This window comes from Nocardiopsis sp. NPDC055824 (assembly GCF_053616335.1).
In genome coordinates this window covers 1-14500 of sequence record NZ_JBSHDN010000067.1, presented here as the reverse complement: position 1 = coordinate 14500, position 14500 = coordinate 1, and the positions used below count along the sequence as shown (strand labels likewise).

Annotated in this window: 10 protein-coding genes; 6 read left to right on the top strand and 4 right to left on the bottom strand. The window is 74.4% G+C overall.

From position 1 onward, the window contains the following. The first annotated feature begins 165 nt into the window (after positions 1-165). Positions 166-2457, top strand: a complete 2292-nt coding sequence (locus ACWGL3_RS15645) for an exo-beta-d-1,3/1,6-glucosidase (protein WP_452461449.1) — start codon at positions 166-168, stop codon at positions 2455-2457. A 196-nt stretch (positions 2458-2653) separates the two neighbouring features. After that, positions 2654-3208 (top strand): response regulator, encoded by a 555-nt coding sequence (locus ACWGL3_RS15640; protein ID WP_452461448.1) that lies wholly within the window; start codon positions 2654-2656, stop codon positions 3206-3208. Positions 3209-3443: 235 nt separating this feature from the next. Here ACWGL3_RS15640 and ACWGL3_RS15635 read toward each other — a convergent pair whose 3' ends face one another. Together ACWGL3_RS15635 and ACWGL3_RS15630 are read right to left on the bottom strand one after the other, a co-directional pair. Continuing rightward, positions 3444-5918 carry a GH92 family glycosyl hydrolase gene (locus tag ACWGL3_RS15635; protein WP_267949819.1) on the bottom strand — a complete coding sequence of 825 codons (2475 nt, stop codon included), beginning with the start codon at positions 5916-5918 and terminating at the stop codon, positions 3444-3446. Positions 5919-6299: 381 nt separating this feature from the next. Continuing rightward, on the bottom strand, positions 6300-7940 hold the full coding sequence (locus ACWGL3_RS15630) for a glycoside hydrolase family 10 protein (protein ID WP_267949818.1): 1641 nt from the start codon (positions 7938-7940) through the stop codon (positions 6300-6302). Between the two features lie 560 nt (positions 7941-8500). On the opposite strand from ACWGL3_RS15630, the gene ACWGL3_RS15625 reads away from it, so the two are divergent. Both ACWGL3_RS15625 and ACWGL3_RS15620 read left to right on the top strand, forming a co-directional pair. Next, a complete protein-coding gene (locus tag ACWGL3_RS15625; protein WP_267949817.1) occupies positions 8501-9226 on the top strand; it encodes a hypothetical protein in 726 nt (241 codons plus the stop codon). A gap of 36 nt (positions 9227-9262) precedes the next feature. Beyond that, the gene (locus ACWGL3_RS15620; RefSeq protein WP_267949816.1) at positions 9263-9688 is read left to right on the top strand and encodes a hypothetical protein; all 426 of its coding nucleotides are present in this window, start codon (positions 9263-9265) and stop codon (positions 9686-9688) included. An 80-nt stretch (positions 9689-9768) separates the two neighbouring features. Here ACWGL3_RS15620 and ACWGL3_RS15615 read toward each other — a convergent pair whose 3' ends face one another. Further along, entirely contained in the window at positions 9769-10335 is a 567-nt protein-coding gene (locus ACWGL3_RS15615) for a type I-E CRISPR-associated protein Cas6/Cse3/CasE (protein WP_267949815.1), read from the bottom strand. A gap of 269 nt (positions 10336-10604) precedes the next feature. After that, the gene (locus ACWGL3_RS15610; RefSeq protein WP_452461455.1) at positions 10605-11642 is read right to left on the bottom strand and encodes an LLM class flavin-dependent oxidoreductase; all 1038 of its coding nucleotides are present in this window, start codon (positions 11640-11642) and stop codon (positions 10605-10607) included. A gap of 1239 nt (positions 11643-12881) precedes the next feature. On the opposite strand from ACWGL3_RS15610, the gene ACWGL3_RS15605 reads away from it, so the two are divergent. Together ACWGL3_RS15605 and ACWGL3_RS15600 are read left to right on the top strand one after the other, a co-directional pair. Then, positions 12882-14237, top strand: a complete 1356-nt coding sequence (locus tag ACWGL3_RS15605) for an L-lactate MFS transporter (protein ID WP_267949814.1) — start codon at positions 12882-12884, stop codon at positions 14235-14237. Between the two features lie 83 nt (positions 14238-14320). Next, on the top strand, positions 14321-14455 hold the full coding sequence (locus tag ACWGL3_RS15600; protein ID WP_267949813.1) for an MFS transporter small subunit: 135 nt from the start codon (positions 14321-14323) through the stop codon (positions 14453-14455). Positions 14456-14500: the final 45 nt, after the last annotated feature.

The window sequence follows — 14500 nt, the reverse complement described above, 5'->3', positions numbered from 1 at the left end:
GCGCGTCCCCGTCACGAGGGTGTCGGAGGGGCCCGTGTTCGCGGGGGAATCCCACGAGCCGCGCCCATGGGAGCGTTCCCATGGCTGTCCGTGACAGCCTCCCGCCACGCCGACCCGCACCCTCGACCAGACCGCGCCCAGCCGACGCCGCAGGAGAGAACCCCGTTGAACGCACCCCTTCCCTACCTCGACCCCGCGCTGGGCCACGCCGAGCGGGTCGCCGACCTCCTGGGACGCATGACGCTGCCCGAGAAGGTCGGCCAGATGCTGCAGCTCGACGCCAAGGACGGGGTCCGCCCGCTCATCGAGGACATGCACGCGGGCTCGATCCTGCACACCTCCCCCGAGCGTGTCCTGGAAGCGGCGGCCCTGACCGGGCGGACGCGGCTGCGCATCCCCCTCCTCGTCGCCGAGGACTGCATCCACGGGCACTCCTTCTGGGAGGGGGCCACGATCTTCCCGACCCAGCTCGGCATGGCGGCGACCTGGGACGCCGGGCTCGTCGAGAGGGTTGCCCGCACCACGGCCGTCGAGGTCGCCGCGACCGGCGTCCACTGGACGTTCTCCCCGGTGCTGTGCATCGCCCGCGACCTGCGCTGGGGACGCGTCGGCGAGACCTTCGGCGAGGACCCCTTCCTCATCGGCGAGATGGCCTCGGCGATGGTCAGGGGCTACCAGGGCGAGGGGCTGGAGGACCCGACGGCGATCCTGGCGTGCGCCAAGCACTTCGCCGGCTACTCCGAGACGCAGGGCGGACGCGACGCCAGCGAGGCGGACATCTCGCGGCGCAAGCTGCGCTCGTGGTTCCTGCCCCCGTTCGAGAGGGTCGCCCGCGAGGGCTGCCGCACCTTCATGCTCGGCTACCAGTCCATGGACGGCGTGCCGATCACGGTCAACGACTGGCTGCTCGACGAGGTCCTGCGCGGCGAGTGGGGGTACACCGGCACGCTCGTGACCGACTGGGACAACGTGGGCCGCATGGTGTGGGAGCAGCGCGTGTACGCCGACCACGCCCAGGCCGCGGCGGCCGCGGTCCGCGCGGGCAACGACATGGTGATGACCACGCCGCAGTTCTTCGAGGGCGCCCAGGAGGCGGTCGCGCGGGGCATGCTGGCCGAGGCGGAGATCGACGCCGCCGTCGGCCGCATCCTCACGCTCAAGTTCGAGCTCGGGCTGTTCGAGGACCCGCGCCACCCCAGTCCGGAGCGCCAGGCCGCGGTCATCGGCGCACGGGAGCACACCGACCTGAACCTGGAGGTCGCCCGCCGCTCCCTGGTCCTGCTGGCCAACGACGGCACCCTGCCCCTGGACGGGGGGTTCCGCGCCGACGCCTCCGGGCGGGCCGACGCCGCCGCGGACGCCCCGGCGCGCACCGTCGCCGTGGTGGGGCCCAACGCCGACGACCCCCACACCCAGCTCGGCGACTGGGCCGGCGCGTCGGGCCAGGTGGACTGGCTTCCGGACGGCCACCCGCGCGGGATGGTCCGGACCGTCCTGGACGGCGTGCGCGACCACTTCCCGCAGGGGTGGAAGGTGCGGCACGCCCGCGGCGCGGACATCCTCCGCCTCGCCCCGGACCCGGAGGGGGAGTTCTTCCCCGACGGCCAGCCGCGCCCCCGCGTCGTGGTCCCCGCCGAACCCGACGGGCGGATGATCGGGGAGGCGGTGGCGGCGGCCGAGGACGCCGACGTCGTCGTCGCCGTGGTCGGCGACCGGATCGAGCTCGTGGGCGAGGGCAGGTCGACCGCGACCCTCGAACTCGTGGGCGGGCAGGTCGCGCTCCTGGACGCCCTCGCCGCGACCGGGACCCCGATGGTCGTCGTGGTGGTCGCCTCCAAGCCGCTGGTGCTGCCGGACTCCGCGCTGGACGCCGCCGCGCTCGTGTACGCGGCCAACCCGGGCATGCTGGGCGGGCGCGCCGTCGCGGAGCTGCTGCTCGGGCTGGTGGAGCCCTCGGGCCGCCTGCCGATCTCCTTCGCGCGGCACGCCGGCCAGCAGCCGACGTTCTACAACCAGGTGCGCGGCCAGCACGGCGACCGGTACGCGGACCTCACGCAGCGCCCCGCGTTCGCGTTCGGCCAGGGGCTCTCCTACACGACCGTCGAATACGCGGACCTGCGGATCCCCCGCCCCGGTGTCGGGCCCGGGGACATCGTCCGCGCCCGGGTCACGGTGGCCAACACGGGCGCCAGGCCCGCGCTGGAGACCGTCCAGGCCTACGTCTGCGACACGGTCGCGTCGGTGACGTGGGCGGAGAAGGAGCTCAAGGCGTACCGGCAGGTGCGTCTGGAGCCGGGCGAGTCCCGTGTCGTCGAGATCGAGGTGCCGGTGGCCGACTGCACGATCGTGGACGCCTCGGGCACGCGCGTGGTCGAACCGGGCGGGTTCGAGCTCCTCGTGGGCCCGTCGTCGCGGGAGGAGGACCTGCTCCGCGCGGGCTTCACCGTGGAGGCCTGACGCCGGGCGGGGGCTGGGCGCCGGTCCCGTGCCAGCCCGGCGGGGCCGCGGCGCCGGTCCGCCGACGGTGGGTCCCTCCGGGTGTGCGCGGCGCTCGGAGGGCCGGGCGCCGCGCCTGCGCGGCGGGGCCGGACGGCGGCGGGGGGTTCAGGATCGGTGCGGTGCTGCCGGACGGGAACAGGACGGGGGAGGCTCCGTGATCCGGGTGGTCGTGGTCGACGACGAGCCGATGGTGTGCGCGCACCTGCGCACGATCCTCGGCTCGGCGGACGACATCGAGGTGGTGGGCCAGGCCGGGGACGGTGCGGAGGCGGTCGAGGCCGTGGTCCGCCTGCGGCCCCGGGTCGTGCTGATGGACCTGCGCATGCCGGGGGTCGACGGCATCGCCGCCATCAGGCGCGTCAACGCGCTGGCGGACCCGCCGGTCGTCGTGGCGCTCACCACGTTCGACGACGACGCGCACGTGGTGCGCGCGCTCAGCGCCGGCGCGATCGGGTTCCTGGTCAAGACCACGCCCGCGGAGGACCTGGTCAACCTCGTGCGGGTGGCCGCCGACGGGCACACGGTGATGTCGCCCGTCGCGGCCCGCCGCCTGCTGGGCGCCTCGGCCGGCGACCGCGTCCGCGCGGAGGACGCGCGCGCACGCGTGCGGGGTCTGAGCGTACGGGAGCGCGAACTCCTGGGCTGTCTGGGCGAGGGCATGTCCAACGCCTCGATCGCCGCCCGCCTGTTCCTGCCGAGTCGACCGTGAAGAGCTACGTGTCGCGCATGCTCGCCAAGCTCGACTGCGAGAACCGCACGCAGGCCGGCCTGCTCGCCCACGAGGCGGGCCTCGCGGCCCCTCCCCCGCCGTGAGGTCGCCAGGGCCGCCGGTTCCGAGCCGCGCGGGCCTGACGCCGGGTGGGGGCGGGGCCTCGGCTCCCGCCCGGGGTCGAGGCCCCCGCGCCCGGTCCTCGCGGAGCGGGCGCGGCGGGCGCGGTCCCGTGTCAGCGGTCGACCGGCAGGTCCTCCGCGCCGGTGGCCCATCCGGTGTTCGGCTGTGCGCCCAGGACGTGGGTGAGGGTCCCTCCCCCGGTGGTGAAGTCCTCCGGGAGCCACGAGCGCCCGTACGGCTCGCCGTCCAGGCGCACCGAGTCGATGTAGACCGCGTCCGGACCGGCGTTGCGGGCGACGACGGTGATGGGCGGGCGCCCCCGCGGAGCGATCCGCGCGTACGGGAACACGGGGCTGGACAGCAGCAGTTCGCCGCGTCCGGGCGCCTGCGGGAAGAGCCCCAGGCTCGCGAAGACGTACCAGGCGGACATGGTCCCGAGGTCGTCGTTGCCCGGGAGCCCGCTCGGCCCCGTCCCGTACTGGGAGGCGGCGATCTCGCGCACCGTCTCCTGGGTCTTCCACGGTTGGCCGAGCGCGTTGTACAGCCAGGGGGCGTGGATGCCGGGCTCGTTCGTGGGGTCGTAGCGGAGGGGGTCGCCGCCGCCCACCGACCACTCGCCGCCGGGGGTGCGGAAGAACCCGTCCAGGCGTGCGGCGGCGGCCCCGCGCCCGCCCATCGCCTCGGCCAGGCCGCCGACGTCGTGCGGCACCATCCAGGTGTAGGTGGCGCTCGTGCCCTGGGCGAAGCCGGTGTCCCGGGCGGGGTCGAACGGGGTCACCCACGAGCCGTCGGCGTCGCGCGCCTGGACGTACCCGGCGCCGGGGGTCGCGTCGGGGTTGAACACGTTGCGCCAGTATCCGCCGCGCTCGGCGAAGGCGGCGGCGTCGGACCCGCGTCCGAGCCGGGCCGCCCACTGGCCCAGGGAGTGGTCGGCGACGGAGGCCTCCAGGGTCTCGGCCGCCCCGCCCCAGCAGTGGCAGTCGTCCTGGGGCGCGTAGTGGAGTTCGAGGTAGCGCTCCAGGTGCGGCCGCTGGCCCTCGCACTGGCCGGGGCACCCGGCGTCGGACAGCCCGTCGGGGTGCGGCTCGGTGGCCTGCGCACGCAGCGAGTCGTAGGCGGCCCGGGTGTCGAAGCCGTCCACGCCCATGGCGGCGAACGTGGCCAGGGTCGCGGCGGAGGGGTCGCCCGTCATCACGTGGGTGGGCCCGTTGATGTGGACCCAGCGGTCCCACACCCCTCCGTTCTGCTCGGAGAAGTTCAGGAGGGACTGGGCGAAGTCGCCGGCCACCTCCGGTTCCAGGAGCGCCAGCAGCTGGATCTGCGCACGGTACTGGTCCCAGCCGGAGAAGTTCGTGTACTGGGCGCCCTGGTCGCCGGTGATGCGGTGGGGTTCGCCGTCCATGCCGGGGTAGCGCCCGTCGACGTCGCTGACCAGGTTGGGCTGGAGCAGGGAGTGGTAGAGGGCGGTGTAGAAGGAGGTGAGCCGGTCCTCGGTGCCGCCGCCGACGCGGACGGTGCGCAGGCGCCGGTTCCACGCCTCCTCCGCCTCCGCGGCGACCGCGTCCACGTCCGCGCCCTCCCCTGCGGGGATCTCGGCGGCCAGGTTCTCCTCGGCCCCGTGCGCGTCCACGTAGGAGACGCCCACGCGCACGCCCACGGTCGCGCCCTCCTCGAAACCGACGTAGCCGCCGGAACCGGCGCCCCGGCGGGCGGCCCTGTCGTAGCCCTCCCCGCCCGACGCGGTCGTGGCGCCCTCCCGGAGTTCGCCGTCCTCCCAGGTGCCGACCTCGGTGAACGGGGTGTCGAAGTGCGCGGTGAAGTGCAGGCGGTAGTACGACCTGCGGTTGTTCTCCCCGCCGTTGGCCCGCTGCCCGCAGAAGGCGCCCGTCAGCACGGAGCCGGACACCGTGCGCGCCTCCTCGTCGATGCTGATCTCGGCGTCCTCGCTGCCGTTGAGCGAGTTGGAGGTGCGGAAGAGCAGGTTCGCGGGGACGCCGTCGGGGAAGGCGAACTCGCCCGCGCCCGCCCGGTCGGTGACGGACAGGTCCGTGCGCACCCCGTTCTCCAGGGTGACGGTGTAGCGGCCCGGGGTGGCGGACTCGTCCGCGTGGTCGAAGTCGCTCGCGTAGACCTCGTCCGCGCTGTCCGCGCTGGGCGAGGTGTCCACGGGCACGGTGACCGGCATGATCGGCACGTCCCCCGCCGCTCCGGGATGGCACCCGGCGCCGTTGACGTGCGTGAGCGCGAACCCCCGGACCCGGGTGGCGTCGTAGGCGTAGCCGTTGGCGGCCCCGGTGTCGGTCTGGTCGCCGCGGGTCGTGGTGGGGCTCCACGAGACCATGCCGAACGGCCGCACCGCGCCGGGGTAGGTGTTGCCGCCGCCGGAGGTGCCGATGAACGGGTCCACGTACCGTGCGGGCGAGCCGACGGCCGAGGGCCCGGGCGCCGGGGCGGCGGTCGCCGGGACGGGGAGGAGCAGGGCGGCGCCCACGGCCAGGGCGAGGACCGGGGCGAGCGGGCGCGGGAGGCGGCGGGCGCCGCGGGGGACGTCGGGTCCGGTGCCGCGGGTGTGTGCGGGGGAGGTCATCCTGGGCTGGATCCTTACGCGGGGGTGGCGGACGGCTCCGGTGAGTGTGCCCCACGGGGGCGCGGGAGGCCAGACCCCGTTCCGTGAGTTGGCGCGGTCTTCGCCGCCCCGTGGCCGGGGCGTCACGGACGCCTCAGGCCCGCCGCCCGCGTGTCACGCGTGCCCCGGCTCACCGGCCGCGGGGCCGCAGCCGGGGCGGGGTCCGGGGCACGTCGGGAGCCGCCGCGGCCGGGCCGGTCGGAGACCGGCGACGGGCCCGCAGGAGGGGCCTGGAGGGACGGGTCCGCGGGCCGGGCCCTGGAGGGGCGGTCCCGGGAAACGTCCGGGAGCCGTACCGCGGGGCACGGCTCCCGGGCGCCGCTCTTCCGGGGGTGGTCGGTGTCAGCGCACGTAGCGCGGGTTGCTCACACCGCTCTCGTGGTGCAGGCGGTCCAGTGCGGTCACGTAGTAGGTGCGGTCGCCCTCCGCGGCGGGCGCGGTGAAGACCGTCTCCCGGCCCTCGGCGCGGACCGTGCCGACCATGGAGCGCGGGTCCTCGATGCCGCACGCGGCCCCGTCCCTTCCGGGAGGGCCGTCGAAGGCGTAGACCGCGTAGTAGGCGGGGTCCTGGCCGCGCCCCGGCCGGATGGTCAGCTCGGTGCCGCCGTCCCCCCTCACGGCGCGGGTGACCACGGGCTCGGCCGGCGCGGCCCCTCCGAGGTCCTCCTTGACGGGTACCAGTGCGGGGTGGGCGTAGTGCTCGTCCACCACGACGTCCATGCCCGCCCGTGCGTTGGTGGCCAGCGAGGTGGCGCTGAAGTAGACGTCGCCGTGCACGCCGGGGCGGTCGCGGTTGAACTCCAGGTGCCGGGCGAGTTCGCGCGGGTCGGACCAGGCTCCCGCGTTGCCCGCCTTGTAGGCGGCCTGGCCGATGTAGAGGTGGGTGCCTGTGCCCTCCGCGACCTCCTCCCACCAGGGGACCAGCACCGCGTAGTCGGCCACCGGCAGGCCGATCTCCCAGTAGACCTGCGGGTTGATGTAGTCGAGCCACCCCTCGGTGACCCACTTGCGGCTGTCCGCGTACTGGCCGTCGTAGGACTGGGAGCCGTTGGTGTCGGAGCCGTCCGGGTCGTTGGAGGCGTTGCGCCAGATCCCGAAGGGGCTGATGCCGAACTTCACGTGGGGTTTGGCGGCGTGCACCGCCTCGCTCATGCCCTGGACCATCAGGTCGACGTTGTTGCGGCGCCAGTCCGCCACGTCGTCGAACGCGCCGCCGTGCTCGGCGAAGGTGTCCTCGTCCGGAATCGTCTGCCCCGCCACCGGGTAGGGGTAGAAGTAGTCGTCGAAGTGGACCCCGTCCAGATCGTAGTTCTCGACCGAGTGCATCATCGCCTCGATCACGAACTCGCGGGCCTCGGGGACGCCCGGGTCGTAGTAGAGCCTGCCCCCGTACTCGAAGACCCAGTCCGGGTTCTGCCGGGCGGGGTGGTCCTCGACCAGCCGCGCCGGGTCGGCGTGCATGGCGACCCGGTAGGGGTTGTACCAGGCGTGGAACTCCAGGTTGCGGGCGTGGGCCTCCTCGACGGCGAACTCCAGGGGGTCGTAGCCGGGGTCGCCGCCCTGCTCGCCGGTCAGCCACTCCGACCAGGGCTCGTACGGGGAGGGCCAGAACGCGTCGGCGGTGGGGCGGATCTGCACGAACACGGCGTTGAGGCCGTCGTCCACCGCCCGGTCGTAGAGCGCGGCGAGCTCGGCCTGCTGCTCCTCGGGGGTGAGCCCCTGCTCGCTGGGCCAGTCGATGTTCTGCACCCCGGCGATCCACTCGGCGCGCATCTGCCGCTTGGGCGGGGCCTGGGGGTCGGTCTCGCACACTCTGTCGGGGGCGCCCGTCCCGGCCCCGCGCGGGGCGGCGCCGGCCGGCGCGGTGGCCAGGGAGGTGGTGAGCACGGCGGCGAGGGCGCCGCAGAGGAGGGCCGTTCGGGGGATCAGAACCGCGGCCCGTGAGGGCCGGGACGCGGTGCGGTTCCGGTGCGATGGCGCCAACGTGGCTCCTTCCGACTTGTGTCCGCGCGGGCGGAGGGCGGGCGGGGGGCCGGTCGCCGCCCCGGGACAACTGTGCGCGACGGTCGGGTCGCTTTCAGAAGAGAACCTTCATGATTTGCCGAACGAAGGCAAGAGTCCTACGGGAGGTTGATACTCATATGAAAGAAAGAGCCTTATGGGCGTTCTGCCTTGCCCTGCCGACCCGCCGTGTCGGCGGACGGGGGCCGCCCCGCCCGGGGGGGGCGTGCGGGTGCGGACCGGGGCCCCGCCGACCGGTGTGGACGCGGTCCGGGATCGGCCGCGGCCGGGCCCCCACGCGACGCCGGGGAACCGCGGCCGGCCATGGGCGGGCCCCCTTCGCCGAACCCCCGCGCACACCCTAGACTGCCCGGGATCCCGGACCTTCCGTTCCCCCGGGCGCGGGCGCCGGAGAGGGCGGGAACGACGTCCCGGGCGCTCCCGGGGCGCGGCGCCCGCCCCGCCGCTCCCCCTCCCGGCGGCGTCCCGCGCCGCATGCGGGGCCGGTCCGTCCCCTCACCCCGTGGAAAGGGCCGTACCCGGTGGACCTCTTGCGCGTCGTCGTCGGCGCGGGCATCTCCGTGCTCCTGTCCTACAGCCTGCCGTGGGCCCGCCGCACCTGGTGGCGGGCCGCGCTGGTGGCCCTCGCCTTCGGGCTGTACGCGCTGGCGCCGCTCCTGCCCGGCTGGGGGCCGGCGCTCCTCCTGCTCGCCTGCCCCGCCATCGCGGTCGCCCTCGCCCGCCTCGCCAGGGGCGACGAGAACGCCCAGACGTCGCCGACCCTGTTCAACGACCGGCCCGGGCTCGTGCTGTGGCCCCTGGGCGCTCTCGTGGGCGCCTGCCTGCTCGGGGCCCTGGTCCACGACGCGTCCGGCTCCGTCGCGCTCGCGGCCCGGCTGTTCGGGGACGACCGCCTCTTCGTCGTCGTCGCCGGGTTCGTCCTCGCGACGTTCATCGGCGGGGAGGTCGTCACGCACCTCCTGCGCCCGTTCACGAAGGCCCTCGACGAGGAGGAGGGCGCGGAGATGAGGTCGCTGAGGGGCGCGGGAGCGGTCATCGGATGGCTGGAGCGCTCGCTGATCTACGCCTTCGTGCTCGCCGGCCGCCCCGAGGGCGCGGCCCTCGTCGTGGCCGTCAAGGCGCTGGCCCGGTTCCCCGATCTGCGGGCCCACCAGAAGGGCTTCGCGGAGTACTTCATGATCGGCTCACTGAGCAGCCTGGGGGTCGCGGCCTTCGTCGGATTCGCGGCCCTCACTATAATGTCGTGAGACGGGTGCGACGCCGCCCGACTCAGGAGGGTGTCTGTGTACCTCAGAGAACACGACCTCGTCAAGAAGGTCCTGTCGCTAGGACTTCCCGAACACGACTTCGTCATCGCCGGCAGCGGCCCGCTCCTGGCCCACGACCTCCGCTGGGAGGTCGGGGACATCGACGTCGTCGCCCGCGGGGCCGCCTGGGAGAGGGCGCTGACCCTGGGCGAGCCCGAGGACGCCCCCTTCGGCGACGGGGTCCGCCGGGTCCTCCTCTTCGACGACCGGGTCGAGATCCTCAACGGGTGGTTCCCCGACATCTGGACGGTCGACGAGCTGATCGACGGCGCCGAGGTGATCGACGGCCTCCGCTTCGCGGCCCTGGACAACGTGCGGGTGTGGAAGACGCTCCTGGGCCGGAGCAAGGACCACCTCGACGTCAAGCTCATCAACGAGTACCTGGAGTCCGTCGCCCACTGAGGGCGCGTGCCCCCTGCCCGGAGCGCCCGCGGTGCCGGCGCCGGCACCGCGGCCCCGTGCCCCCTCCGGGGCCTCCCGCCCTAGACGGTCGGCGCGGTGCTGGTCAGGAGCAGGCCGGCGCCGGTGCTGCGTCCCGCGCCGATCCCTCCCAGGCACAGCTCCTGGAGCGCCTCGCTGTCCTCCACGACGGCCTGGCCCGTGAAGTGGTACCGGGCGGGCCTGCCGCCCAGCCGCTTCCACCTGGCGGACGTCACCCTCAGCGCGCCCGCCGTCTTGGCCTCGATCCACTCCTGGAACTCCGACTCCTCCAGGGCGACCCGCTTGCCCCGCGGTCGCGGCTCGTCGGCGTCCGCGTCGGCCCCGCGCTGCCCGGTGGGCGCGGCGATCAGCTCCCAGCGGATGGTCTCGCCCTCCGTGTGGCGGGGCGGCGGCTGCATCGTCGCCGCGTACGCGCCGGGGATCTTCCCCCAGGCGGGGGCCGTGTCGGAGCTGACCACGAGCGTGGTCGGGGACACGCGCGCCCACAGCACCCGGGCGTCGGAGTCCGGGTCGGGGTCGACGGCCTCCCGTACGGACCGCCCCATGGACGCCCACTGGTCCATGGGGGTGCTGCGCTTGGGGTTGAGACTGATGCGAGCCAGGTACAAGGATTTCCGATCCGGGTCTCGTCCCCGCCGGGGCGGGGCGTGTGTGCGGGCGCGGACGGCCGGGCCTCCCCCGTCCGCTCTGGATCCTTCACTGTACGAGGCCCGGACGCCTGTTCGTCCCGTTCACCGGGGTGGCGGCCCGGTCGTGGAGCTCCGGCCCCGCCGCACGGCACGGTGGTCCGCTCCCGCCCGGGTGAACCGGCTCCAGGCGGCCCGGTTCCGGACGGCCCGGACCGGGTGGCCCGGTTCCGCACGGCCCGATCCGGTCCTCACGCCCCCTGCCCGCCCCGCCCCGCGGGCGTCCAGCCGAGCAGGGGGCCCAGCCGTGTGGCGGTGTCGGTGAGGATCTGCTCGTAGTCCTCGTACTCGAACGTGAAGGGCAGCGCGAACACGACCTCGTCCACCTGCTGGAACCCGGCGTGCTCCGCCAGCGCCTGCGCGATCCGCTCCGAGCTCCCCACGAGGTCGGGGGCGAAGAGGAGGCGCCCGGGCCCCTGCGGCGCGGTGGTGCGCGCGAGACGGCCCCGCGCGTACTCCTCGTACTTGCGGCGCTGCGCGGGCGTGGCGCTGTCGGTGGGGATCACCACGAGCCCCTGCGAGACGCGCGCCCGCTCCCCGAGCGGGTGGCGCTCGCGGAACCGCAGGATGTGGGAGCGCTGCACGCGGGCGAAGTCGTCGTCCTCCTCGGCCCGGACCACGCTGCTGGTCAGCAGGTTGAGCCCCTGCTCCCCCGCCCACTCGGCGGAGGCCAGTCCGGCCGCCCCGTACCAGACGCGGCCGGCCAGCCCCGGCGAGTGCGGCTGGACGCGCCGCGAGTACGTCTCGATGCCCTCCCGGCCGGAGAACGTGCTGACCGGTTCGCCGCGCAGGTTGTGCAGGAGCCGGGACAGGCGCGTGCGGCCGAAGTCCTCCGTGTCCCAGCTGTCCGGGTAGAGGTGCTGCTTGATGTGGTCGTAGTGGGTGGGAGGCCCCACGCTGACCCCCGGGTTGAGCCGCCCGCCGCTGAGGACGTCGACGGTCGCGAGGTCTTCCGCCAGCCGGAACGGGTTCTCCAGCCCGAGCGGGATCACCGCCGTGCCCAGCTCGATGCGGGAGGTGCGCTGGGTGGCCGCGGCCAGGACCGCGACGGGCGAGGAGATGCCGTGTTGGAGGTGCCGGTCGCGCAGCCAGGCGCTGTCGAAGCCGAGACGCTCCCCGAGTTCGATCATCCGGAGCGTGTTCTCGTGGCCCGCGGCGGGTTCGTCCTCGTCGAACAGGCCGATCGTGAGGAATCCCAGCTTCGAGAGGGGGCGTTCCGGGACGGTCATCGCTTCCACCGCACTTTCCCTGTCTGGACGGTAGGAAGATCCTAGGCAACCGGCCGCCCCGCCGCCCCGTGTGCGACCGTCGCGCGTCCGGTGGGATGGGTCACGCGGCACGTCGGCGCGGGGGCGCGCCGCCACGGCCGCGCAGGCGGCCCGGCGGGTCGGGGGGTCGCGCCGCCGGGGCGCGACCGGGACGGTCCCGTCCGGAGGGCGAAGAACGCGGGCCCTCCGGTGCGGACGGGTGCGTCGGGCGGCGGAGAATACCCTCCCCCCTTTTTCCACCCCTTTCGCCATTTCCCCCACCCCCTTCCAGGAACGCGCAGAAATCCGTACGCGCACCCACCCGGATTCCACCGATCCGCCTCCGGGAAGAACGCGGGGGATCGGCGCGCCTTTTCCTTTTCCCCGCCTCCTCACCGGGGAGGGTCCGCCCCGGGAAGGGCGGCGGGCCCCTCGCCGGAGGGGAGGCGGGAGGCGGTGCGGCGGGCCCCCGACCTGGCGAAGGACGGCCTCACGGGCGGTGACGACCCGCGCGCCCGGCCCGAGCCGGACGGAACGCGCGCCCGGCCGGCGGCCTCGCGCGAAGGTCCTCAGAAGAACCCGGAACCCCACGAACCCGCAGCTCAGGGCTCTGCAACAGGGCGCGCCCCATCCCTTCGGGACCTCCGGCCCCTCTCGCGCGCGAGAACGGCTCCCCGCGCCTTCGGTCACCCGAGGTCACCCGAGGCCGGCCCCCTCCGCAACAGGGGGCCCGCCCTTGTTCGGCGACATACGCACCTGTACTGTGTCCGCATGTTGTCGAGCCAGCTCAGGCACCCCACGGCGCTGGCAGAAGGACGCAACGGCGTCCTGACGGTGCAGGCGCGCCCTGTTTCCGGGCCCACGCCCCTCACCGCGACGCGCACAATCGAATTCTTTTTCGGCGCCCCCGGCCCGACGTGCGGAAACCGCATTCCCGTTTCCGTTCCCGAGGACGCGGGAGCCGTCGTGCGGGGTCCCTCCGGCCACCGCGCGCCGGCCGGTCCCGCCGCGGCGGCGGGAACCCCGGCCCCCGGGGCCGGTCGCGCGCTCCCCGGCGCCTCGCACCGCGTCGGCGGAGGACCCGACCGGTAGCGCCCCCGCGGTCCCTCCCGCCCCCGACGGCGCTCCGCACGAGCCCCCGTCCGGAACGGGACCGCACCTGGAAGACCCGCGCGCGGCAACCGGATACCGCGCGTGCCCGATCAGTGAAGAGGATGGTCCATGCCGTCGTTCCTTGACCGCGAGAGAAGCGTGGCCCCCCCGGGCTACAGCCGGTGGCTCATCCCGCCGGCGGCACTCGCCGTCCACCTCTCCATCGGCCAGGTGTACGCCTTCAGCGTCTTCAAGACCCCCCTGGTCGAACGGTTCGACACCTCGCTGACCGCGATCGGGGTCGTCTTCAGCATCGCCATCGTCATGCTCGGCCTGTCCGCCGCGTTCGGCGGCAAGTGGGTGGAGCGCAACGGCCCGCGCAAGGCCATGTTCGTCTCCGGGGTGTGCTGGGCGGGCGGCTTCCTGGTCGGTTCGCTCGGCGTGGCGACCGGCCAGCTCTGGCTGCTCTACCTCGGCTACGGGTTCCTCGGCGGGATCGGCCTCGGCATCGGGTACATCTCCCCCGTCTCCACGCTGATCAAGTGGTTCCCGGACCGCCCGGGGATGGCCACGGGCCTGGCCATCATGGGGTTCGGCGGCGGCGCCCTCATCGCGTCCCCGCTGTCCTCCGCGCTCCTGGACCGGTACGCCGCGACGCCCTCCGAGGCGATCGTCCCCACGTTCCTCACCCTGGGCGCCGTGTACTTCACGGCCATGATGCTGGGCGCCGCGACCGTCCGGGTGCCGCCGCCGGGGTGGACCCCCGAGGGCGGCGCTCCCGCCCAGGCGCCCCCCGAGCGCGAACAGGTCCAGGACGGCCTCAGCGTGGAGGCGGCCTTCCGCACCCGGCAGTTCTGGCTGCTGTGGATCGTGCTGTTCTGCAACGTCACCGCCGGGATCGGCATCCTCGAGCAGGCCGCCCCCATGGTGCAGGACTTCTTCACCGGCGTGGGCCCGGCCGAGGCCGCCGGGTACGTCGGCGTCCTCTCGCTGTGCAACATGCTGGGACGCTTCATCTGGTCCTCCACGTCCGACGCCCTCGGGCGCAAGCGCACCTACATCGGCTACCTGGGGCTCGGCTGCGTGCTGTACCTGGTCATCGCCGTGGCCGGCACGAGTTCCGTGGCGCTCTTCGTGGCGGTCACCGGTGTCATCCTGTCCTTCTACGGGGGCGGCTTCTCGACGATCCCGGCCTACCTGAAGGACCTGTTCGGCTCGTTCAACGTGGGGGCCGTCCACGGCCGCATCCTCACCGCGTGGTCGTGCGCGGGCATCGCGGGGCCGCTGATCGTCAACGTGGTCGCCGACAGCCAGCTCGCGGCGGGCCGTTCGGGCGCCGACCTGTACACCGCCTCCCTGTACCTCATGGTGGCCGTGATGGCGGTCGGGTTCACGGCCAACATGCTGGTGCGCCCGCTGTCCGCGTCCGCGACGCCGACCACGGGAAAGGCCGGCCCGGACCGGTCCCGCGAGGCGGTCGCGTGAGCGCCGGACGGACGCCGGGAGCGCCCGGCGGGCAGGAGGAACTGCAAGCGCCCGGAGGGACCGGGCCGCGGAGGGAGGACCCGGTGGACGGTACGGAACGAGGCGGGCAGACGCTGTCGAAGGCGGCGGCGCTCTTCCTGTGGGCGGTCGTGGTCGTCGCCCTGGGCTACGGGGTGGTGCGGACCGCGGTCCAGGCCGCGGCCCTGTTCACCGGCTGACCGGGAAACCCGTCGCGGGCGCGGCTCCCCCGACCGGAGTGGAGG

Excerpts from the sequence above, each read along its gene's own strand:
- ACWGL3_RS15635 (WP_267949819.1), bottom strand. The coding sequence starts at position 5,918 with ATGACCTCCCCCGCACACACCCGCGGCACCGGACCCGACGTCCCCCGC.
- ACWGL3_RS15610 (WP_452461455.1), bottom strand. The coding sequence starts at position 11,642 with ATGACCGTCCCGGAACGCCCCCTCTCGAAGCTGGGATTCCTCACGATC.
- ACWGL3_RS15605 (WP_267949814.1), top strand. The coding sequence starts at position 12,882 with ATGCCGTCGTTCCTTGACCGCGAGAGAAGCGTGGCCCCCCCGGGCTAC.